A 21917-nucleotide genomic window follows, 5' to 3' on the forward strand; every position below is an offset into this window, starting at 1 on the left:
GGCGGCAATCGCCTGCGTCAGGTGCAGGTCGCTTTGGGTGGGGCGGCGCTGCGCCATGCTGTGCGCTTGGGCATCGGCGGCGTCGATGCCGCCACCCGGAAACACATAGGCGCCGGGCGCGAAACTGGCCGTCATGGAGCGGCGTGTCATCAGAACTTCGAGCCCGCCAGGGCCGTCGCGCAAGAGCAGCACGGTGGCGGCTGGGCGCAGGGGCGCGGGTTCACGTTGAGGGTAGAGGAGTTGGGAGGTGCGTGCCATGCCCCATTATCGGGGGACTGGAGGCCTGTTCCGGTGTGGGCCAAAGGTGATAATCGCGGCCATGCACATCCGCTTTACCAAGATGCAAGGGGCCGGCAACGATTTTGTCGTGCTCGACGAGACGCAAGGCCGCCTGGGCCTCACCACGGCCCAATACCGCTTTCTGGCCGACCGCCACTTTGGCGTAGGGGCCGACCAGATCCTCACGGTGCGGCCTTCGCCTGCACCTGGGCTGGACTTTGAATACGTGATCCACAACGCCGATGGCGGCGAGGTGGAGCACTGCGGCAACGGGGCCCGCTGTTTTGTGCGCTATGTGCGCGACAAAGGCCTGACCGACAAAAGCACGGTGCGGGTGAAGGTGCAGCAAGGCGAGATTGAATTGCGGATGAACCCCGACGGCCGCGTGACGGTGGACATGGGCGCGCCGGTGTTCGACTGGGCGCGCGTGCCCTTCATGCCCGTTGGCCTCATCAGTGACCAGGTCAACGGCTGGCCGGTGTTTGATCTGGATTTGGGCGCACTGGGTCTGGCTCGCGTGGGTGTGGTGTCCATGGGCAACCCCCACGCCGTGCAGCGCGTGGACGATGTGGACACCTTCCCGGTGCTGGCCCAGGGGCCGCTGATTGAAAACCACCCGGCTTTCCCCAAACGCGTGAACGCAGGTTTCATGCAGATCGTCTCGCGCAGCCAGATCAAGCTGCGGGTGTTCGAGCGCGGCGCGGGCGAGACCCTGGCCTGCGGCACAGGTGCCTGCGCAGCGGTGGTCGTGGGCATTCGCCAAGGCTGGCTGGACGCGCGTGTGGATGTGCAGACCCACGGCGGCGTGCTCACCATCGAGTGGGCCGGCCAGGCCGACAGCCCGGTGCTGATGACCGGCCCGGCCACCTCTGTTTTTGAGGGCAGCATCGACGTGCCTGACGCCATTTGACCCTTTGAATTTCTGGAGCCTCCCCATGACCACGCCCGAACCCATGAGCCCCATCACCGAAGACGACATTGCCGACTATTTGGTGAACACGCCGGACTTTTTCGAGCGCCACGCTTCACTCTTGGCCACGGTGCAGCTGACGCACCCGCAAAGCCACCGCGCGGTGGGCCTGCAAGAGCGCCAGGCCCAAATGCTGCGCGACAAGATCAAGGCCCTGGAGCACCGCATCATGGACATGATCCGGCACGGCAACGAGAACATGATCCTCACCGACAAGCTGCACCGCTGGTCGTGCGAGCTGCTGGTGACACCGCAGGACCAGCTGGCCGCGTCGGCGGTGGACAACATTCGCGAACTGTTTCAGGTGCCGCAGGTGGCTTTGCGTTTGTGGTCGCTGCAGGGAGCGCACGCCCAGGCGGCTTATGCCCAGGGCGTGACCGAGGCGGTGCAGGCGCTGGCCACCTCGCTGGACCGGCCTTATGTGGGGCCGAACGCGGGCTACGAAGCCGTGCAGTGGCTGGACGAGCCCACCCAGGCGGCATCGTTGGCGTTGCTCGCTTTGCGGGCGGCACCGGGGCAGCCTGCTTTTGGCTTGCTGGTGCTGGCCTCTCCTGACGCCCAGCGCTTCAACAGCCAGATGGGCACCGACCTGCTCGAGCGCCTGGCCGAGCTGGCGGGTGCAGCCTTGTCGGTCTTGCGTCAGAAGGCTTGAGCTTTGTCGGATGCTGCCATGTCGAATGCTGCCATGGCGGTCGCGGCGGCCACCGACCCGTTGGTGTCCCGTTATCTGGACCATGTGCGCTTTGAAAAGCGCTTGGCCGAGCGCACCTGCACCCTGTACCAATTGGATTTGACACGCCTGGCCCAGATGGCGACGGCCTCCCAAGTGCCCTTGCTGCAGGTGCAAAGCGGCCATGTGCGCCGTTGGGTGGCCCAGATGCACAGCGCCGGGCGCAGCGGGCGCGGCATTGCGCTCATTTTGTCGGGCTGGCGCGGGTTTTACACCTGGCTGGGACGCGAGGGCTTGATCCCTCTTAACCCAGTGGCCGATGTGCGGGCCCCGCGTGTGGCCAAGCCCTTGCCCAAGGCGTTGGGTGTGGACGAAGCGGTGCAACTGGCCGAGCACGAAGAAGACAACGACGACCCCTGGCTCGAAGCCCGCGACGCGGCCATGGTGGAGCTGCTCTACGGCTGCGGCCTGCGCATTGCCGAGCTGACCGGGCTGGACGTGGTGGCCAGCACCGAGGCAGCCCGTGCAGGGCGCGGCTGGATTGATTTGCAAAACGCCGAGGTGCAGGTGCAGGGCAAAGGCAGCAAGCGCCGCACTGTGCCTTTGGGGCGCGCGGCCATCGAGGCGCTGACACACTGGCTGGCCGTGCGGCCGCAGTTGACCGGCATGTTGACGCAGCACACACCTGGGGCATCTTCCATAGCGCTGGCGCTGTTTCCCGGCCATTACGGCACGCGCCTGACGCCACGCGGCGTGGCGCAGCGCCTCAAGCGCCGCAGTCTGCTGGCGGGCCTGGCCACCCCGGTGCACCCGCACATGCTGCGCCATTCGTTTGCCAGCCATGTGTTGCAGTCCAGCGGCGACTTACGTGCGGTGCAAGAGTTGCTGGGCCACGCCAACATCAGCACCACCCAGGTCTACACGCGGCTGGATTTTCAGCACCTGGCCAAAACCTACGACGCGGCCCATCCCCGCGCCAAGCGCAAATGAGGCCAGGGGCCTGCGCTGCAAATGCCCTGTGAGGCCATCTGCGCAGGGCTCATGCCGGTCTTGAATTCGTCGCTACACTCCCCAACTCCTGTTTTCTTGTCTTGAAGTGGAACCGCGCCATGTCCCTGATCCCCACCACCATCCTGACCGGCTTTTTGGGCTCGGGCAAAACCACCTTGCTCAAGCGCGTGCTGACCGAGGCCCACGGCCAAAAGATTGCCGTGATCGAGAACGAGTTTGGCGAAGAAAACATCGACAACGACATCCTGGTCTCGGACACCGATGAGCAGATCATCCAGATGAGCAACGGTTGCATCTGCTGCACCATCCGCGAAGACTTGCGCGTGACCCTGCAACTGCTGGCGGCCAAGCGCCGTAAGGGCTTGCTCAGCTTTGACCGCATCGTGATCGAGACCACCGGCCTGGCCGACCCCGGCCCGGTGGCGCAGACTTTTTTCATGGACGACGAGATCGCCGAGACCTTTTTGCTCGACTCCATCCTGACCCTGGTGGACGCCAAACACGCGGCCCAGCAGCTCAACGACCGCCAGGAAGCGCGCCGTCAGGTGGGCTTTGCGGACCAGATCTTCATCAGCAAGGCCGATCTGGTCTCGCCCGAGGAGCTGGACGCCCTGCAGCACCGCCTGAAACACATGAACCCGCGCGCCCCACAAAAAGTGGTGCATTTTGGTGAGGTGGCTTTGTCCGAGGTGTTCGACCTCAAGGGCTTCAACCTGAACGCCAAGCTGGACATCGACCCGGACTTCCTGAAAGACGATGCCCATGACCATGTGCATGGTGAGCATTGCGACCACCCGTCCCACCAACATGATCATGACCATGAACACGGTGAGCACTGCGACCACCCCTCTCACCAGCACGACCATGCGCACGGCCATGGGCACCACCATCACCACGACGATGACGTGAAAAGCTTTGTGTTCCGCTCGGACAAAGCCTTTGACCCGGCCAAGCTGGAAGATTTTCTGGGTGCGATCGTTAACATTTATGGCCCGCGCATGCTGCGCTACAAAGGCGTGTTGAACATGCGCGGCACCGAGCGCAAGGTGATTTTCCAGGGTGTGCACCAGCTCATGGGCAGCGATTTGGGCCCGATGTGGGCCGATGGCGAGACCAAAATGAGCAAGATGGTTTTCATTGGCATCGATTTGCCCAAAGACATCCTGCTTCAAGGCCTGGAGCAGTGCCTGGTGTGAGGACGCGCACCCTGGGCCGCTGCAGGGCGATGCTTTTGGGCCGTTCTGGCTTTTAATCCACCCCCGGGCAAATTTTGACCGTTCTAGTCGCTACAATCGCCCGCCGATGGCAACGCCTTTTGGGCGAAGCTGGCGAACCCCACAAGGTCTATAACAAGGGTTTGAAAAGCACATGAACAGGTTTCGGGTCGGCTGCGCAGGGACAGACGGTCAGGAGTCTGCCCTTTGACACGGCTAGGAGACAAGACGTGAAGACCCCGAAGAAGACAAAGCCCCTTGGCAAATCTGCAGTGACCCCTAAAACCACTGCGCCTGCTGCCAAGGCCAAAGTGTCGACCGTCAAAGCGGTCGTCAAGCCAGCGACCCAGGCCAAGTCCACACCCAAACCGGCTGCGCCTGCCAAGGCAGTGAAGGCCAAAACCGCAGCGGTCTCCCCAGCTCCATCCAAAGCGGCTGCCAAAGCCAGCCTTCCCCGAACGTCTGCTGCACCCAAGGCTGCAACGGCTGCCCCGCCAGCCCAGACACCCAAAGCAAAAAACATGAGCGTTACCAAAGTGGAATCAGTCCCAACTCCCGTCGAATCCAATCCGGCCAGCATTGCACCTGCACCTGCGGCTGATCAGCTGGTTCGCGCCACACGGCCTTCGGCCCGTTTGGCCCAGATCACCGTGCCTTCCTTGCCACCCGCAGTGGCTTCCACTGCAGCCAAGTCCAGTTTCTTGCCCAGTGCAGCACCTGCGGCCGTCTCGGTGCCTTTTGCGCCGATCAAGAAGGACCCCAAGCTGGCCAACAACTGGAAAACCAAGAAAGTCGAAGAGCTGACGGACGCCGAGATCCTCGCGATGTCGGACGATGAGTACATGAACGACAAGCAGATGGCGTATTTCCGCCTGAAACTGTCCCACCTCAAGCAAGACATTTTGGCCAGCGCTGGCCAAACCACCGAGCACCTGCGCGAAGACACGGTTGTGGTACCCGACCCGGCTGACCGCGCGACCATCGAAGAAGAGCATGCGTTGGAGTTGCGCACACGCGACCGCGAGCGCAAGCTGCTCAAGAAGATCGAGCAATCCATTCAGCGCATCGATGCGGGCGATTACGGGTTTTGCGATGAAACCGGTGAGGCCATCGGTGTGGGCCGTTTGTTGGCTCGCCCCACGGCCACTTTGTCGTTGGAAGCCCAGCAGCGGCGTGAACTGAAACAAAAGATGTTTGGCGACTGAGTTCCGATTGTCCGAACACCCATAAAAAAACCCCTGGACAGGGGTTTTTTTATGGGTGTTCGGTGGATTGTGGGTGTTGTTTTGAATTTACTGATTTTAAATTTTTTGACTTTATTATGACTTGAGATGTTACTTGCAGTGTGACGTGTAAGTGTTTAATTTAGAAAGAAAATCAGGTTCCGCCAAGATTTAAAATACGTGCTAAGCCTTTGATTTCATTGAAAAAAATCGATCTACACCCATCGTCAGACCTCTATTTCCTGATACAGTGCAAAAAAGTGCAATTAAGTGGGAGTTGGTGCCACTGATGTGCTTTTTCCACATCAAAGGGTCTTCGTCGTGTTTCAAGGGGCTTCATCGCTGAGTCTGGATGCCAAGGGGCGGTTGTCTGTACCGACACGGCACCGTGACGTCTTGAGCGCCACGGCACAGGGCCAGCTGACGATCACCAAACACCCGCATGGTTGCTTGATGGTGTTCCCCCGCCCCGAATGGGAAAAATTCCGTGAGCGCATCGCCGAGTTGCCCATGTCGGCCCAATGGTGGAAGCGCATCTTTTTAGGCAATGCCATGGACGTCGAGATGGACGGCACTGGGCGCGTGCTGATCTCGCCCGAATTGCGCCAGGCTGCCGGTATTGCCAAAGACACCATGCTGCTGGGCATGGGCAACCACTTTGAGCTGTGGGACAAAGCCACCTACGACGCGCAAGAGGCGCAGGCCATGCAAGGCGAGATGCCTGACGTGTTCAAAGACTTTTCCTTCTGAGCGCCATGACCGACAACGTGCTGACCCACACCACCGTGCTTTTGAACGAAGCCGTGGACGAGTTGCTTCAGGCCTCGGCCGGGGCCGACGGTGCTTATGTGGACGCCACATTCGGCCGAGGCGGTCATTCGCGCCTGATTCTGTCCCGTCTGTCGCCTCAGGGGCGGTTGTTGGCTTTTGACAAGGACCTTGAAGCGATCGCAGAAGCTGCGTGCATCGAAGACACCCGTTTTGCCATTCGGCACGAGGGTTTTTCGCACCTCGGTGAACTGCCCGCCGGCAGTGTCGATGGTGTGCTGATGGACCTGGGCATCAGCTCCCCTCAGATTGACAGCCCCGAGAGGGGTTTTTCTTTTCGTTTTGAGGGCCCGCTCGACATGCGCATGGACACCACGCGCGGACAGAGTGTGGCCGACTGGCTGGCCACCGCGGAGGTGGATCAAATCACGGAGGTGATACGTGACTATGGCGAAGAACGGTTTGCTTTTCAGATTGCAAAGGCGCTTGTGGCTCGCCGACAGGAACGGGGCCCAATTTCAAGCACCTCCGATTTGGCCCAGCTCGTGGCTGACACGGTCAAAACCCGCGAGCCGGGCCAGAACCCTGCAACGCGGACATTTCAGGCTTTTCGGATTTTCATCAATGCCGAACTTGAAGAGCTCGAACAGGCGCTAGAGGGCAGCTTGCGGGTGTTGGCACCGGGTGGTCGATTGGTGGTCATCAGCTTCCACTCGCTGGAAGACCGCATCGTCAAGCAGTTCATGGCCAAGCATTCCAAAGAGGTGGTGGACCGGCGCGTGCCGTTTGCGGAACCAGTCAAGATGCGCCTGAAGACCCATGGCCGTGTGCGCCCCAGCGAGGCAGAGGTGCGTGGCAACCCTCGCTCGCGCAGTGCCATCATGCGCATGGCCGAGCGCACCGAGGTGCCCGCATGACCCGCGTGAGCATGCTCTTGCTGGTGGCCACGGTGGTCAGCGCCTTGTGGCTGGTGCACAGCCACTACGAGTCGCGTCGCATGTTCATGGGCCTGGAGGCCGCACGCAAAGAGGCCAAACGCATCGAAGTGGACCATGACCGCTTGGAAGTCGAGCGCCGCGCTCAAGCCACGCCTTTGCGGGTGGAGCAAATTGCCCGTCAGCAATTGAACATGCGCACAGCATCACCGGCCATCACCCAGTACGTGAATGCCCAGGGCGCGGCCACTGGCGCTGCGTCCCTTCCAGCTGCGGGAGCTCAACCGTGAGCCGCAGCCGCAGCGTCCAGTTGACTTCCAGCCCTTTGCTGGCGAGCAAGACCCCGGTCTGGCGCAGCAAACTGATTGTGGCTGCGATGGCCTTGGGTTTTCTGGGCCTGGTGGGCCGGGCAGCCCATGTGCAGGTGATTGACAACGACTTCTTCCTTCGCCAAGGTGAGGTGCGCTTTGCCCGCACCTTGGAGTTGCCGGCCAACCGTGGCCGTGTGCTCGACCGCAACGGGGTCCTGTTGGCTTCGAGCGTGCCGGCCCCCAGCATCTGGGCCAATCCGGAAGACCTCGAGCGCGACCCGGTCAAGCTGCGCCAATTGGCCCGCTTGCTGGAGATGACACCCGCCGAGCTCGAGCACAAACTCAAGGACGAAGAAAAAACCTTTGTCTGGCTGCGCCGCCAGATGGACGAACCCGTGGTCAAGGAAATACGGGCGCTGGGCATCAAGGGTGTCTACGACATCAAGGAGTACAAGCGTCTGTACCCCGAGGGTGAAGCGGCTGCGCACATCGTGGGCTTCACCAATGTGGAAGACAAGGGTCAGGAGGGTGTGGAGCTGATTTTCCAAAAGCAGCTGGCGGGTCAGGCTGGTTCGCGCCGCGTGATCAAGGACCGACTGGGTCGTGTGGTCGAGGCTGTGGGTGAAACCGTGCACCCGGTCGATGGCAAGGACCTGCAGCTGAGCATCGACAGCAAGGTGCAGTTTTACGCCTACCAGACCCTGCGCGATGCGGTCAAGGAGCACAAGGCCAAGGCGGGCAGCGTGGTGGTGCTGGATGCACAGACTGGTGAAATTCTGGCGCTGGCCAATTACCCCAGCTATTCGCCATCGCGGCGCGTCAACCTCAGCGGTGAGCAATTGCGCAACCGCGCCTTGACCGACAGCTTCGAGCCGGGCTCGACCATGAAGCCCTTCACGGTGGCTCTGGCCCTGGAGCAAGGTTTGGTCAAGCCCGAGACGATGATCCAGACCGCTCCGGGACGCATCAACATCACTGGCTCGACCATCAGCGATGTGCACCCCTACGGCATGCTGAGCGTGAACGAGGTGATTCAGAAGTCCAGCAACGTGGGCACGGTGAAGATGGCCATGCAGCTGGAGCCCCGCGAAATGTGGGAGATGTTCACCGAGTTGGGTTTTGGGCAAAAACCCGCCTTGCCATTTCCGGGCGTGGTCAGTGGCCGTTTGCGGCCTTATAAATCGTGGCGGCCTGTCGAGCAGGCCACCATGAGCTATGGCTACGGGGTGTCGGGCAGTTTGTTTCAGATGGCTCGGGCCTATACCGTGTTTGCGCGAGACGGCGAAATCGTGCCGGCCACCATGATGAAAGCCGAGCAACAGGTGCAGGGCACCCGCGTGATCAGCGCTGCCAATGCCAAAGCCATGCGCAAGATGCTGCAAATGGCCGCAGGGCCTGGCGGCACCGGCCAAAAAGCCCAGACCATCGGTTATTCGGTGGGGGGCAAGTCGGGCACGGCCCGCAAGCAAGAGGGCAAGGGCTACGCCAGCAAAAAATACCGTGGCTTTTTCGTGGGCATCGCCCCGGTCGAGCAGCCCCGCATCGTGGTGGCTGTGATGATCGATGAACCCTCCAACGGCGTCTACTATGGCGGTGCCGTGGCCGCACCCGTGTTCAGCCAGACGGTGCAGCAAACCTTGCGCCTGATGGGCGTTCAGCCCGACATGGCGGTCAAGCCCCAGATCGTGGCCAAAGCGGTCGAGGAGTCGTTCTGATGCGCACCCTGCACAGCGCTCAGGAAGCGGCCCGCTGGTTGCGCTCGCGCGTGACGGGCGAGCTGCGCACCGACAGCCGCTTGGTGCAGGCAGGAGACGGCTTCATTGCCTGGCCGGGCGCTGCCACCGATGGGCGGCGTTACCTGACGCAGGCCTTGGCACAAGGCGCCAGCGCCTGCCTGATGGAAGAGGCTGGACACGCACCTTGGCTGAACGCGTTGCACAGCCCCGACCAAGAAGCGCTGGCTTGTATGCCCGACCTGAAGGCGCAAACCGCTTGGGTGGCTGACGCCTACTATGAACAACCCAGCCGCGCTTTGCAGGTGCTGGCGGTCACGGGCACCAACGGCAAAACATCGACCGCTTGGTGGTTGGCACAGGCACTGTCTTCGCCCGTGTTGGAAAAAGCCTGTGGGCTGGTGGGCACCTTGGGGGTGGGCCGTTTGCCCGATCTGGTGAGCACTGGCATGACCACGCCCGACCCGGTGTTGCTGCAGCGCCAGTTCCGCCAGTTTGCCAATGACGGTGTCACGCACTGCGCCATCGAAGCTTCTTCCATTGGCCTGGCCGAACACCGCCTGGATGGCACACACATCCGCGTGGCCGCGTTCACCAATTTCACGCAGGACCACCTGGACTACCACGGGGACATGGCCCGCTACTGGTCGGCCAAGGCCGCTTTGTTTGCGTGGCCCGGTTTGCAGTCGGCCGTCATCAACATCGACGATGTGCAGGGCGCTTTGCTGGCCCAGCAGCTGCAAGGCGGCCCGCTCGACGTCTGGACCTGCTCGCGGCGCGGCCCGGCCCGTCTGCAAGCGCGTGCCTTGACCAGTGCCCAGGGTTTGGCTTTTGAGGTGATCGAAGGCCAGGCCGTGCAGACCCTGCACACGGGTTTGATCGGCGACTACAACATGGACAACCTGCTGGGCGTGATCGGCAGTTTGCGCGCTCTGGGTTTTGATTTGACACAAGCCGTACAGGCTTGCGCGCAGCTGACGGCGGTGCCTGGCCGCATGGAGCGCGTGCCAGTGGATCTGTCGGTTGATCAAATGGATGTGGCCAGCCCGTTGGTGGTCGTGGACTACGCCCACACACCCGACGCCATCACCCAAGCTCTGGCTGCGCTGCGTTCGCAGGCGTCGCTGCGGGGTGGTCGCCTCTGGTGTGTGCTGGGCTGCGGCGGTGACCGCGATGCCAGCAAGCGCCCCCTGATGGCCGCAGCCGCCGAAGCCGGTGCCGACCAGGTGGTGCTGACCAGCGACAACCCCCGCACCGAATCGCCCGAGGCGATTGTGGCCGCGATGGTCCAAGGCCTGAGCCACCCCACATTGGCCCGCGTTCAACTCGACCGCGCCTTGGCAATTGATGGCGCAGTCGCACAGTCTGCCGCGCAAGACGTGGTGCTGGTGGCCGGCAAAGGCCACGAAAGCGAGCAAGAGATCATGGGCGTGCGCCACCCGTTTTCGGATGTGGCGCAGGCCCGCAGGGCTTTGCAGCAGCGCGCTGCACAGAGCCAGGGGGTGAGCGCATGAATGCCCCCGTGTCCATGAAGCTGGGTTTGACGCTCGCCCTGAGTTGGCTGAGCCAAGCCCGTGGTGTGAATCTGCAAGCGGTGGTGGCCGACCGGGTGCACACCGACAGCCGCAGCCTGCAAGCGGGCGACCTGTTTGTGGCCTTGCGCGGTGAGCGTTTTGATGGCAACCAGTTCATCGCCCAAGCCAAGGCGCAAGGCGCGGTGGCTGTGGTGTGCGAGGCTTCTGGCGAAGCCCAGGCCCTGGCGCACGGTTTGCCCGCGCTGGTGGTGCCCGATGCGCGCATCGCATTGGGCGAGCTGGCGGCGGGTTGGCGCGCGCAGTTCAATCTGCCGCTGATCGCCGTGACCGGCAGCAACGGCAAAACCACCGTGACTCAAATGATCGCGTCCATCTTGCGTGCCCATGCAGGGGACGACGCTTTGTCCACGCAAGGCAACTTGAACAACGACATTGGTGTGCCTCTGACCTTGTTCAATTTGCGTGCCCACCACCGCATCGCCGTGGTCGAGCTGGGCATGAACCATCCCGGCGAGATCGCCTATTTGTCCAAATTGGCCCAGCCCACCGTGGCCTTGGTCAACAACGCGCAGCGCGAGCACCAGGAGTTCATGGGCACGGTGGAAGCCGTGGCGCACGAAAACGGCGCTGCGCTGCAAGCCTTGCCCCCTGAGGGCGTGGCGGTGTTTCCGGCCGACGAAGCATTCACCCCCGTGTGGCGTGAGCTGTCAGGTCAGCGGGTGCAGCGCTGCTTTGCCATGGCCTCGCACAGCGAGGCCGATGTCAGGGCCGCTGTGGTGGTCTGGCAATCGGGTGCCTGGCAGTTCACCCTCAAAACCCCCGAGGGCACCGCGCCCGTGCGCTTGCACATCGCCGGGCGACACAACGTCAAAAATGCCTTGGCCGCTTCGGCCTGCGCCCTGGCCGCAGGCGTGCCCCTGGCCGCCGTGGCCCAGGGTCTGGTGGCGTTTGAGCCGGTCAAGGGCCGCTCGCGTGCACTGGTGCTGCAAACGGCTACAAATGAGATCACCTTGGTCGACGACACCTACAACGCCAACCCCGACTCGGTGCGTGCCGCTATTGATGTGCTGGCCGAGTTGCCTGCGCCGCGTTTGCTGGTGCTGGGCGACATGGGTGAAGTGGGCAACCAAGGCCCCGAGTTCCATGCCGAGGTGGGGGCCTACGCCGCCGAGCGCGGCATCGAAGCGCTGTTTACCTTGGGTGACTTGTGCGTGCACAGCGCGCAGGCCTTTGGTGCAGCCCAACACTTCGAGAACATGGACCGTTTGCTGGCGGCCGTCACGGCGCAAGTGGACGGTTTTCAGAGCGTGGTCGTCAAAGGTTCGCGTTTCATGAAGATGGAGCGCGTGGTGCAAGCCCTGCTGTCACGGGGCGAAGACAAGAACAGTCAAAACAATAAAAAAGGGGAGTCCCATGCTGCTTAGCCTGGCCCAATGGTTGCAAAGTTTGTCCCCCGAGTGGGGCTTCTTGCGTGTTTTCCAATACATCACCTTTCGTGCGGTGATGGCCGCGATGACGGCGCTCTTGATTGGCCTGGCCGCAGGCCCCTGGGTCATCCGGCGCTTGACCTCGCTCAAGATCGGCCAGCCCATCCGTGGCTACGGCATGGAGTCGCACCTGTCCAAAAGCGGCACGCCCACCATGGGCGGTGTGCTCATCTTGTTGTCGATCGCCATCTCCACTTTGCTGTGGTTTGACCTGTCCAACCGTTTTGTCTGGATCGTGCTGATCGTGACCCTGGGCTTTGGGGCCATTGGTTGGGTCGACGACTGGCGCAAGGTGGTCAACAAAGACCCCGAGGGCATGCGTTCGCGCGAGAAGTATTTCTGGCAATCGGTCATCGGCTTGCTGGCCGCGCTGTATTTGGTGTTCAGCATCTCCGAAGTGTCCAACATGCGCGTGCTCGACTTGTTTGGCCAGTGGGTGATGTCGGGCTTTGATGTGAGCCTGCCGCCCAAGGCTGGTTTACAGGTGCCTTTCTTCAAAGAAATCAATTACCCGCTGGGCGTGCTGGGCTTTGTGGTGCTGACTTATCTGGTCATCGTGGGGTCCAGCAATGCAGTCAACCTGACCGACGGTTTGGACGGCTTGGCCATCATGCCAGTGGTCATGGTGGGATCAGCATTGGGCGTGTTCGCCTATGTGACCGGCAGCTCGGTTTATTCCAAGTACTTGTTCTTCCCGCACATTCCGGGTTCGGGCGAGTTGCTGATTTTCTGCGCCGCCATGGCGGGTGCGGGTTTGGCGTTTTTGTGGTTCAACACCCACCCGGCCCAAGTCTTCATGGGTGACGTGGGCGCGCTGGCGCTGGGCGCGGCGCTGGGCACCATTGCCGTGATCGTGCGCCAGGAGATCGTGTTGGCCATCATGGGCGGCATCTTTGTGGTCGAGGCCTTGTCGGTCATGGCGCAGGTCACGTATTTCAAGTACACCAAGAAAAAATACGGCGAGGGTCGGCGCATCCTGAAGATGGCGCCCTTGCACCACCATTTTGAAAAGAGCGGCTGGAAGGAAACGCAAGTCGTGGTGCGTTTCTGGATCATCACCATGCTGCTGTGTCTGGTCGGCTTGTCGACCCTGAAGCTGAGGTAAGCCATGCAGCTCCAAGGTCAACACGTTCTGATTCTCGGTTTGGGTGCTTCGGGCCTGGCGATGGCCCGCTGGTGCGCGCATGCCGGGGCTGACGTGACCGTGGCCGACACCCGTGAGACGCCGCCACAGTTGGCCGTTTTGCAGGCCGAGTGGCCTGCTGTGCGTTTTGTGCCAGGTCCCTTTGAAGCCAGTCTGGTCGAAGGCATGTCGGTGCGTGCGGTGTTCCGCAGCCCGGGCCTGGCCCCTGAGGTGGTGGCTCCCGTCGTGGATGCAGCGCGCAGCATGGGCCTGTGGCAAGGCGGTGAGCTGAGCTTGTTCGCCGCTGGTTTGCAGGATTTGAAGGCGCGCTTTGGCTACGCGCCGCAGGTGTTGGCCATCAGCGGCACCAATGGCAAGACCACGGTCACATCGCTCACTGGGCAGCTGGTGGCGCGTGCGGGAAAAACCGTAAAAGTGGCCGGCAACATTGGACCCACGCTGCTGGACACCTTGACCGAAGCGATGGCGCAAGCGCATGTGCAGGTCGAGCAAGAAGCAGCCGAACGCGCCGCCGCTGAGCTTGAAAACCAGAATCAGGTCAGCGTACCGTCATCGGTGACAACTGCTCATGAGGCAGTCACCCCGGCGCAATCGCAGGATGAATCCGAAAGCGAGGCGGCCGATACAGACGAGACGCTGGACAGCATGGGTGAAGAGGCCGCCGCTGAACTGCCGCTGCCCGTTGCTCCTGCCGTGCAGGACCCCATGGCCCAGGCACTGCCCCAGGTGTGGGTGCTGGAGCTGTCGAGCTTCCAGCTCGACAGCAGCGAAGGCTTTGAGCCGACCGCTGCCACCGTGCTGAACATCTCGCAAGACCACCTGGACTGGCATGGCAGCATGGCCGCCTACGCCGCCGCCAAAGCCCGCATTTTTGGCGCACAGGCATTGATGGTGCTCAACCGCGAAGACGCGCAAGTCATGGCCATGCGGCCTGAGCCTGTGCGCGTGAAGTTGCAAAAGCCTGTGGAGCGCGCTTGTGTGCTGTTTGGAGGCGACATGCCCCAGCGCCCGGGCGACTTTGGCATCGAAGTCACGCACGGCATGACGTGGTTGGTGCGCGCCCTGGAGGCCGATGAAACACGCCGCCGCCGCAAGGACGCGGCAGAAGAATTGCACATCCAGCGCCTGATGCCCGCCGACGCCTTGCGCATTCGCGGCCGCCACAACGCGGTCAATGCGCTCGCTGCCTTGGCCCTGGCCAGCAGCGCAGGTTGCGCTTTGGGCCCCATGCTTTATGGCCTGCGCGAATACCGGGGCGAGCCGCACCGTGTCGAGCCGGTGGCCATCGTCCATGAGGTCGAATATTTCGACGACAGCAAGGGCACCAACGTGGGCGCCACCGTGGCCGCCTTGCAAGGCTTGGGGGCGGACCGCCGCGTGGTGGTCATTTTGGGTGGCGAAGGCAAGGGCCAGGACTTTTCGCCCTTGGCTGAACCCGTCCAGCGCTTTGCCCGGGGCGTGGTCTTGATCGGCCGCGACGCCCCCGTGATCCGTGAAGCGCTGCAAGGCACGGACGTGCCGCTGCACGACGCCGCCGACATGCATGACGCCGTCAAGCAAGCTGCGGCCCTGGCCCGCAGCGGCGATGCGGTCTTGATGTCGCCCGCTTGCGCGAGCTTTGACATGTTTGACAACTATGGCCACCGCGCCGAGGTGTTTGTCCAGGCTGTGGCCAGCTTGGCCGAAGCGGCGGGTGTGGCCATGGAGGGGGGGCTGTGAGCGAAGCCATCACTTTCCCTCAGCGACTGCAGCAGTCGGCTGCTGGCCTGTTGCACCGTGTCACAGGCGGGCTGGTCGGTGCGACTGGGGCGAGTTCTCAAGGTTTGCCGGTCAATCTGGGTGACTACGGCATGGCCGGTCGAGTCCATGGCCGCCCGGCCCGCATGCAAAGCGTGGACCAGGCCTTGGTCTGGGTGGTGGTGGCCTTGCTGCTGTGGGGCATGGTCATGGTGTACTCGGCCTCGATCGCGATGCCGGACAACCCACGTTTTTCGCGCTACAGCCAAACCCATTTCCTCACTCGCCATGTCATTTCCATGGTCGTGGGCTGCATCATGGCCTTGCTGGCCTTCCAGGTGCGCATGGAGACTTGGGAAAAAGTCGCTCGCCCCTTGTTTGTGTTTTCGCTCATCTTGCTGGCTGTGGTGCTGATCCCCTTCATCGGCAAAGGCGTCAATGGCGCACGCCGCTGGATCTCATTTGGTGTCATGAATTTCCAGCCTTCCGAGTTGGCCAAGCTGGCCACCATCATCTACGCCGCCAATTACATGGTGCGCAAGATGGATGTGAAAGAGAAGTTTTTCAAAGCCGTCTGGCCCATCGGCGCTGCGGTCGGCGTGGCGGGTGTGTTCTTGCTGGCCGAGCCGGACATGGGCGCGTTCATGGTGATCGCCATCATCGCCATGGGCATCTTGTTCCTGGGGGGTGTGAATGCCCGCATGTTTTTCCTGATCCTGGGCATTTTGATCCTGGCTTTCGTGATCATGATCGCCGAGTCGCCCTGGCGGCGGGAGCGGATTTTTGCCTACCTTGACCCCTTCAGTGCCGAGCACGCATTGGGCAAAGGCTACCAGTTGACGCATTCGCTGATCGCCATTGGCCGAGGTGAAGTCTGGGGCGTTGGCCTGGGCGGCAGTGTGGAGAAGTTGCACTGGTTACCCGAGGCGCACACCGACTTCTTGCTGGCCGTGATCGGTGAAGAGTTTGGCCTGGTCGGCGTGACCCTGGTGATTGGCCTGTTCCTGTGGCTCAGCCGTCGCATCATGGTGATTGGGCGTCAAGCCATTGCGCTGGAAAAAGTGTTTTCCGGCCTGGTCGCGCAAGGCGTGGGCATCTGGATCGGTTTTCAGGCCTTCATCAACATGGGCGTGAACCTGGGGGCCTTGCCTACCAAGGGCCTGACCTTGCCGCTGATGAGTTACGGCGGCTCGGCCATCATGATGAACCTGATCGCGATCGCCATCGTGCTGCGCATCGACGCCGAGAACAAACAAATGATGCGCGGAGGCCGACCATGACGAACAAGGTCAAAAAGGCATTGGTCATGGCGGGCGGCACAGGCGGGCACATTTTCCCGGGCCTGGCCGTGGCCGAAGCCCTTCGCGAAGCCGGCTGGCAGGTGCACTGGTTGGGAGCGCCGAACAGCATGGAGCAAGCCTTGGTGCCCGCGCGTGGATTCGCTTTTGAGCCGGTTGCGTTTGGTGGCGTGCGCGGCAAAGGTCTGCAAACATTGGCCTTGTTGCCGCTGCGGCTGTTGCGTGCGTTCTGGCAAAGCCTGCAGGTGGTGCGCCGGGTGCAACCCGATGTGGTGTTGGGCCTGGGCGGCTACATCACTTTCCCGGGCGGCATGATGGCCAGCCTGTGGAGCAAGCCCCTGGTGCTGCACGAACAAAACTCGGTGGCGGGCCTGGCCAACAAGGTACTGGCCCAATTGGGCGATCGTGTGTTCACCGCCTTCCCCGGTGTCTTCAAAACCGGGCAATGGGTGGGCAACCCCTTGCGCCGCGCTTTCACAGAACAGGCCGCGCCCGCTGAACGCTTTGCCGGACGCAGCGGCCCCTTGCGTGTGTTGGTGGTGGGCGGCAGCTTGGGGGCCAAGGCTCTCAACGACATCGTGCCGCAGGCCCTGGCCTTGATGCCAGAGGCCACACGCCCGCACGTCATCCACCAAAGCGGGGCCAAACAAATTGACGCGCTGCGGGCCAACTACGAGGCCGCAGGCGTGCAGGCCGAATTGACCCCGTTCATCGACGACACGGCCACGGCGTTTGCTCAGGCCGATCTGGTCATTTGCCGTGCAGGGGCCAGCACCGTGACCGAGTTGGCGGCGGTGGGTGTGGCTGCTTTGTATGTGCCATTCCCATTTGCCGTTGACGACCACCAGACCACCAATGCGCAGTTTTTGGTGGCCTCGGGGGGCGGCTGGCTGGTGCCTCAGGCCGAGTTGACCGCGCAGCACCTGGCCGAGCGCCTGACGGCCTTGAGCCGCGACACATTACAAGACGTGGCACAAAAAGCCTACGCACAGAAAAAAACAAATGCGACCAGGGAGGTTGTGATGGCTTGTGAGGAGTTGGCGGCATGAAACACGCCATCCGAAAAATTCATTTCATCGGTGTGGGCGGCTCAGGCATGAGCGGCATTGCCGAAGTGTTGCTCAATTTGGGTTACCAGATTTCCGGCTCCGATTTGTCCGACAGCGCCACACTGCAGCGCCTGGCGGCTTTGGGCATCGCCACCCATGTGGGTCACAGTGCGGGCAACGTGCAAGACGCCGATGCCGTGGTCACATCGACCGCCGTGAAAGCCGACAACCCCGAGGTGCTGGCCGCACGGGCGCGCCATATCCCCATCGTGCCTCGCGCCGTCATGTTGGCCGAACTCATGCGCATGAAGCAAGGCGTGGCCATTGCCGGCACACACGGCAAAACCACCACCACCAGTTTGGTGGCCAGTGTTTTGGCCGAGGCCGGACTGGATCCGACCTTTGTGATTGGCGGCCGCTTGAACAGCGCAGGGGCGAACGCCAAGCTGGGCACGGGCGACTACATCGTGGTGGAAGCTGACGAGTCGGACGCTTCGTTTTTGAACCTGTTGCCCGTGATGGCGGTGGTGACCAACATCGATGCCGATCACATGGAAACCTATGGCCACGACCTGGCCAAGCTCAAGGCGGCCTTTGTCGAGTTCTTGCACCGCATGCCGTTTTACGGCACCGCCATCGTCTGCTCGGACGACCTTGGTGTGCAGTCCATCGTCGACGACATCGCCCGTCCCGTGACCACTTATGGCCTGAACGAGGGCGCCCAAGTGCGCGCGGTGGACGTGCGGGCCCAAAACGGGCAGATGCACTTCACGGTGCAACGGCGCAACGGCGTGACTTTGCCCGACTTGCCCATCGTGCTGAACTTGCCCGGTGTGCACAACGTGCTCAATGCCCTGGCCGCGATTTCCGTGGCCGTCGAGTTGGGTGTGGATGATGCGGCTGTGCAACGCGCTCTGGCCCAGTTCAAGGGCGTGGGCCGCCGTTTCCAGCGTTATGGCGAAGTGGCCACGGCCGATGGCCAAGGGCGCTTCACGGTCATCGACGATTACGGGCACCACCCGGTCGAGATGGCGGCCACGCTGGCCGCAGCCCGTGGTGCATTCCCGGGCCGCCGTTTGGTGCTGGCTTTCCAGCCGCACCGCTACAGCCGCACGCGAGATTGTTTTGAAGACTTCGTGAAAGTCATTGGCCAGGGCTGCGACAGCGTGTTGCTGTCCGAGGTGTATGCCGCAGGTGAAGCGCCCATCGTGGCCGCCGACGGCCGTTCGCTGGCTCGGGCGTTGCGCGTGGCAGGCAAGGTCGAACCCGTCTTTGTGGACGCGATTGCCGACATGCCGCAAGCCGTGATGAACAACGCACGCGATGGCGATGTGCTCATTTGCATGGGCGCAGGCTCCATTGGAGGCACCCCGGCGCAGGTGGTGGCCTTGGGCGGCTGCGTCAAAGATGCGGCCAAAGAGGTGATCGCATGACACAGAATGCCAAACAGATGAACATGGGCAAAGTGGCCGTTTTGATGGGTGGACGCTCGGCCGAGCGTGAAGTCTCCCTCATGTCGGGCCAGGGCGTGCTCCAGGCTTTGCGGTCTGCGGGCGTTGACGCCCATGCCTTTGACCCGGCCGAGCGCGAGTTGAGCGAACTCAAAAAAGACGGCTTCAAGCGCTGCTTCATTGCTTTGCATGGCCGTTTTGGCGAAGACGGCACGGTGCAAGGCGCGCTGGAGTTGATGGGCATTCCCTACACCGGTTCGGGTGTGATGGCGTCAAGCATCGCCATGGACAAGGTCATGACCAAACGCGTCTGGCAAGCCGAGGGCTTGCCCGTGCCGCGCCATGTGCTGGTTCACCCCGCGCAAATCGACAGCTTGTCAGCCGAAGACCTCATCCAGACCTTGGGCCTGCCTTTGATCGTCAAGCCCGCACGCGAAGGCTCTTCGATTGGTGTGAGCAAGGTGGTACGGGCCGAAGACCTGCACGCCGCTTTGCGCGCTGCGGCCGCGTGCGACCACGACATCCTGTGTGAGCAGTGCATCGTGGGCGACGAGGTCACCTGCCCGGTGCTGGGCGCAGGCGATCAAGCCCGCGCCTTGCCGGTGATCCGCATCGTGGCCCCCGAAGGCAATTACGACTACCAGAACAAGTACTTCACCGACGACACGCAGTACCTGGTGCCCTGCGGTTTGCCCGCTCAGGAAGAAGCCGCCATTCAGGCGCTGGTTCGTCAGGCTTACCAAACGCTGGGCTGCAGGGGCTGGGGCCGCATCGACGTGATGATCGATGGCGCAACTCGCCAGCCCTATTTGCTGGAAATCAACACCTCGCCCGGCATGACCGGGCACTCGCTGGTGCCCATGTCGGCAGCGGCCGATGGCATGCCTTACGAGGCGCTGTGCTCACATTTGCTGGCTCATGCTGCGCTCGATTACGTGGGAACTGCTGCATGAAAAAAACCATGCCCTTGCCTGCCGATGTCCGGCTCATGAACATGGCCACCGCTTTGCTGGTGGTTGTGTTTGTGCTGCTGGCTTTGGGCAGCTGGGCATGGTGGATGATCCGTCACCCCAGCTTCGCGCTGCAAACGATCACGGTGCAAGGCGAGGTGAGCCGAAACAACGCGTTTGCATTCCGCACGCACGTGCTGCCCAAGCTGGAAGGTAATTTTTTCACCATCGATCTGGCTAAGACGCGGCAGGCTTTCGAGGCCGTGCCTTGGGTGCGTGTGGCGGTGGTGCACCGCGATTTCCCCAACCGTTTGCGGGCGGTTTTGCTGGAGCACCGTCCCATGGCCCTGTGGGGCGATGAAGACGCAGGCACCTTGATCAACGAACAAGGCCAAGTGTTTGAGGCCAGTCTGGACGATGCCGACGCCGAGCGTCTGCCGCGCATGAAGGGGCCTGCAGCCGAGTCGCAGACCGTGGCCGCGATGTACCTGGCTTTGAGCCCGCGCTTTCAGGCGCTGGACATGCAAATCGACTTGCTGGAGCTGACCCCCCGTGGCAGCTGGCGCGTGCAAACCCAGCATGGTGCGCAGATTGAGCTCGGTCGTGGCAGCCGCACAGAAATATTGCAAAGGCTGGATGTGTTTTTGACAACGTTGAAACAGGTGACCGCTCGTTACGGGCGAGGTGCTTCAGCTTTGGTCGGTGCGGATTTGCGGCACAAGGATGCTTATGCCCTGCGCTTGCACGGTGTGAGCACGGTGGATGCAGACAACAAGAAAAAGCCTTGAGTGATCAAGGCGCAGGAAATAAACGGAAACGGTGGTTGAAATGGCAAAAGAGTACAAAGATCTGGTCGTTGGCCTGGACATCGGAACGTCCAAGGTCATGGCCGTGGTGGCCGAGGTCATGGCCGACGGTCAGCTCAAGATTGCCGGGCTGGGCATCGCGCCGGGCAATGGGCTCAAGCGCGGCGTGGTGGTCAACATCGACGCCACAGTGCAAAGCATCCAGCAAGCGCTCAAAGAGGCCGAGCTGATGGCCGACTGCAAGATCACCCGTGTGAACGTGGGCATCACGGGCAGCCACATTCGGGGCATCAACTCCAGTGGCATGGTGGCCATCAAGGACAAGGAAGTCACCCAGGCCGATCTGGCCCGGGTGATGGAGACGGCACGGGCCATCAACATCTCCAGCGACCAGCGTCTGCTGCTGGTGGCCCCCCAGGAGTTCGTCATCGACAGCCAGGAGGTCAAGGAGCCCATCGGCATGAGCGGCATGCGCCTGGAGGCCAAGGTGCACATCGTCACCGGTGCCCAAAGCGCAGCAGAAAACATCATCAAGTGTGTGCGCCGCTGCGGACTCGAAGTGGACCAGCTGCTGCTCAACCCCCAGTCGTCGAGCCTGGCCGTTTTGTCCGAAGACGAGCGCGAGTTGGGTGTGGTGTGTGTGGATATCGGCGCGGGCACAACCGATGTGGCAATTTTTGCCAACGGCTCCATCCGCCACACTGCCGTCATCCCGATTGCCGGTGACCTGATCACCAGCGACATTGCCATGGCCTTGCGCACGCCCACCAAGGATGCCGAAGACATCAAGGTTGAAAGCGGTTACGCCAAGCAATTGCTGGCCGACCCGGATGCACAGGTGGAAGTGCCGGGCCTGGGCGACCGGGGGCCGCGCATGCTCAGCCGCCAGGCTTTGGCCGGCGTGATCGAGCCGCGCATCGAAGAGATCTTCTCGCTGGTGCACCAAGTCATCCGCGAGTCGGGTTACGAAGAAGTGCTGTCCTCGGGCATTGTGCTCACGGGCGGCAGCGCGGTGATGCCGGGCATGATCGAATTGGGCGAGGACATTTTCCTCAAGCCAGTGCGCCGGGGTTTGCCCAAGTATTCAGGCGGTTTGGCCGACATGGTCAGCCAGCCGCGCGCAGCGACCGTGATGGGTCTGCTGGAAGAGGCCCGCTTGGCCCGCCTGCGCGGCTACAAGGTGACCCAAAAGAAGAGTTCGGTGAACAACGCTTTTGGCCGATTCAAAGACTTCATTGTGGGGAACTTCTGATGAACTGGACCCAGATTTTTCAGGCCAGAAGCAGCCCACCTCTGTCCATACCGCTGCGATGTTGACAACACCTTCAAACGAAACAACGAATTCA

20 protein-coding genes are annotated in these 21917 nt (G+C 62.1%); 19 read left to right on the forward strand and 1 reads right to left on the reverse strand.

Annotated features, from left to right (window positions below; translation table 11 throughout):
- Window positions 1–258, reverse strand: a 258-nt coding sequence (locus tag QZ190_RS08830) for an NUDIX domain-containing protein (protein WP_291915400.1), incomplete at its 3' end; no start/stop codon positions are given.
- 61 nt (window positions 259–319) lie between these two features.
- On the opposite strand from QZ190_RS08830, the gene dapF reads away from it, so the two are divergent.
- From dapF to ftsA, 19 genes are all read left to right on the forward strand, one after another.
- The gene (dapF, locus tag QZ190_RS08835; RefSeq protein WP_291915401.1) at window positions 320–1189 is read left to right on the forward strand and encodes a diaminopimelate epimerase; all 870 of its coding nucleotides are present in this window, start codon (window positions 320–322) and stop codon (window positions 1187–1189) included.
- Window positions 1190–1214: 25 nt separating this feature from the next.
- Entirely contained in the window at window positions 1215–1901 is a 687-nt protein-coding gene (locus QZ190_RS08840) for a DUF484 family protein (RefSeq protein ID WP_291915402.1), read from the forward strand.
- A gap of 18 nt (window positions 1902–1919) precedes the next feature.
- Window positions 1920–2909, forward strand: a complete 990-nt coding sequence (gene xerC / locus QZ190_RS08845; protein ID WP_291915403.1) for a tyrosine recombinase XerC — start codon at window positions 1920–1922, stop codon at window positions 2907–2909.
- A 119-nt stretch (window positions 2910–3028) separates the two neighbouring features.
- Window positions 3029–4126: a GTP-binding protein gene (locus tag QZ190_RS08850; RefSeq protein WP_291915404.1), complete on the forward strand. Its 1098-nt coding sequence runs from the start codon at window positions 3029–3031 to the stop codon at window positions 4124–4126.
- Window positions 4127–4533: 407 nt separating this feature from the next.
- Window positions 4534–5349: an RNA polymerase-binding protein DksA gene (gene dksA, locus QZ190_RS08855; RefSeq protein ID WP_291915503.1), complete on the forward strand. Its 816-nt coding sequence runs from the start codon at window positions 4534–4536 to the stop codon at window positions 5347–5349.
- A gap of 339 nt (window positions 5350–5688) precedes the next feature.
- Window positions 5689–6117, forward strand: coding sequence for a division/cell wall cluster transcriptional repressor MraZ (gene mraZ / locus QZ190_RS08860; RefSeq protein WP_291915405.1), 429 nt, complete (start codon window positions 5689–5691; stop codon window positions 6115–6117).
- Between the two features lie 5 nt (window positions 6118–6122).
- Complete coding sequence (rsmH, locus tag QZ190_RS08865) at window positions 6123–7052, forward strand: 16S rRNA (cytosine(1402)-N(4))-methyltransferase RsmH (protein WP_291915406.1); 930 nt, start codon at window positions 6123–6125, stop codon at window positions 7050–7052.
- Window positions 7049–7360 (forward strand): cell division protein FtsL, encoded by a 312-nt coding sequence (ftsL, locus tag QZ190_RS08870; RefSeq protein WP_291915407.1) that lies wholly within the window; start codon window positions 7049–7051, stop codon window positions 7358–7360. The genes rsmH and ftsL overlap by 4 nt, the downstream gene beginning before the upstream one ends.
- Window positions 7357–9096: a penicillin-binding protein 2 gene (locus QZ190_RS08875; RefSeq protein ID WP_291915408.1), complete on the forward strand. Its 1740-nt coding sequence runs from the start codon at window positions 7357–7359 to the stop codon at window positions 9094–9096. Before ftsL ends, QZ190_RS08875 begins: the two co-directional genes overlap by 4 nt.
- Entirely contained in the window at window positions 9096–10628 is a 1533-nt protein-coding gene (locus QZ190_RS08880; RefSeq protein ID WP_291915409.1) for a UDP-N-acetylmuramoyl-L-alanyl-D-glutamate--2,6-diaminopimelate ligase, read from the forward strand. The genes QZ190_RS08875 and QZ190_RS08880 overlap by 1 nt, the downstream gene beginning before the upstream one ends.
- Window positions 10625–12073, forward strand: a complete 1449-nt coding sequence (gene murF / locus QZ190_RS08885) for a UDP-N-acetylmuramoyl-tripeptide--D-alanyl-D-alanine ligase (protein WP_291915410.1) — start codon at window positions 10625–10627, stop codon at window positions 12071–12073. The genes QZ190_RS08880 and murF overlap by 4 nt, the downstream gene beginning before the upstream one ends.
- The gene (mraY, locus tag QZ190_RS08890; RefSeq protein ID WP_291915411.1) at window positions 12063–13241 is read left to right on the forward strand and encodes a phospho-N-acetylmuramoyl-pentapeptide-transferase; all 1179 of its coding nucleotides are present in this window, start codon (window positions 12063–12065) and stop codon (window positions 13239–13241) included. Before murF ends, mraY begins: the two co-directional genes overlap by 11 nt.
- A 3-nt stretch (window positions 13242–13244) precedes the next feature.
- Window positions 13245–14999, forward strand: coding sequence for a UDP-N-acetylmuramoyl-L-alanine--D-glutamate ligase (gene murD, locus QZ190_RS08895; protein ID WP_291915412.1), 1755 nt, complete (start codon window positions 13245–13247; stop codon window positions 14997–14999).
- A gap of 47 nt (window positions 15000–15046) precedes the next feature.
- Window positions 15047–16297, forward strand: a complete 1251-nt coding sequence (gene ftsW / locus QZ190_RS08900) for a putative lipid II flippase FtsW (RefSeq protein ID WP_291915504.1) — start codon at window positions 15047–15049, stop codon at window positions 16295–16297.
- Window positions 16294–17364, forward strand: coding sequence for an undecaprenyldiphospho-muramoylpentapeptide beta-N-acetylglucosaminyltransferase (murG, locus tag QZ190_RS08905; RefSeq protein WP_291915413.1), 1071 nt, complete (start codon window positions 16294–16296; stop codon window positions 17362–17364). The genes ftsW and murG overlap by 4 nt, the downstream gene beginning before the upstream one ends.
- Window positions 17361–18797, forward strand: a complete 1437-nt coding sequence (gene murC / locus QZ190_RS08910; protein WP_291915414.1) for a UDP-N-acetylmuramate--L-alanine ligase — start codon at window positions 17361–17363, stop codon at window positions 18795–18797. The genes murG and murC overlap by 4 nt, the downstream gene beginning before the upstream one ends.
- Window positions 18794–19768, forward strand: a complete 975-nt coding sequence (locus tag QZ190_RS08915; RefSeq protein ID WP_291915415.1) for a D-alanine--D-alanine ligase — start codon at window positions 18794–18796, stop codon at window positions 19766–19768. Before murC ends, QZ190_RS08915 begins: the two co-directional genes overlap by 4 nt.
- On the forward strand, window positions 19765–20553 hold the full coding sequence (locus QZ190_RS08920; protein ID WP_291915416.1) for a cell division protein FtsQ/DivIB: 789 nt from the start codon (window positions 19765–19767) through the stop codon (window positions 20551–20553). The genes QZ190_RS08915 and QZ190_RS08920 overlap by 4 nt, the downstream gene beginning before the upstream one ends.
- 40 nt (window positions 20554–20593) lie before the next feature.
- A complete protein-coding gene (gene ftsA, locus QZ190_RS08925; protein WP_108362535.1) occupies window positions 20594–21823 on the forward strand; it encodes a cell division protein FtsA in 1230 nt (409 codons plus the stop codon).
- The last annotated feature ends 94 nt before the right edge of the window (window positions 21824–21917 follow it).

It is taken from the genome of Limnohabitans sp., from assembly GCF_017848645.1.
GTDB lineage: Bacteria > Pseudomonadota > Gammaproteobacteria > Burkholderiales > Burkholderiaceae_C > Limnohabitans_A.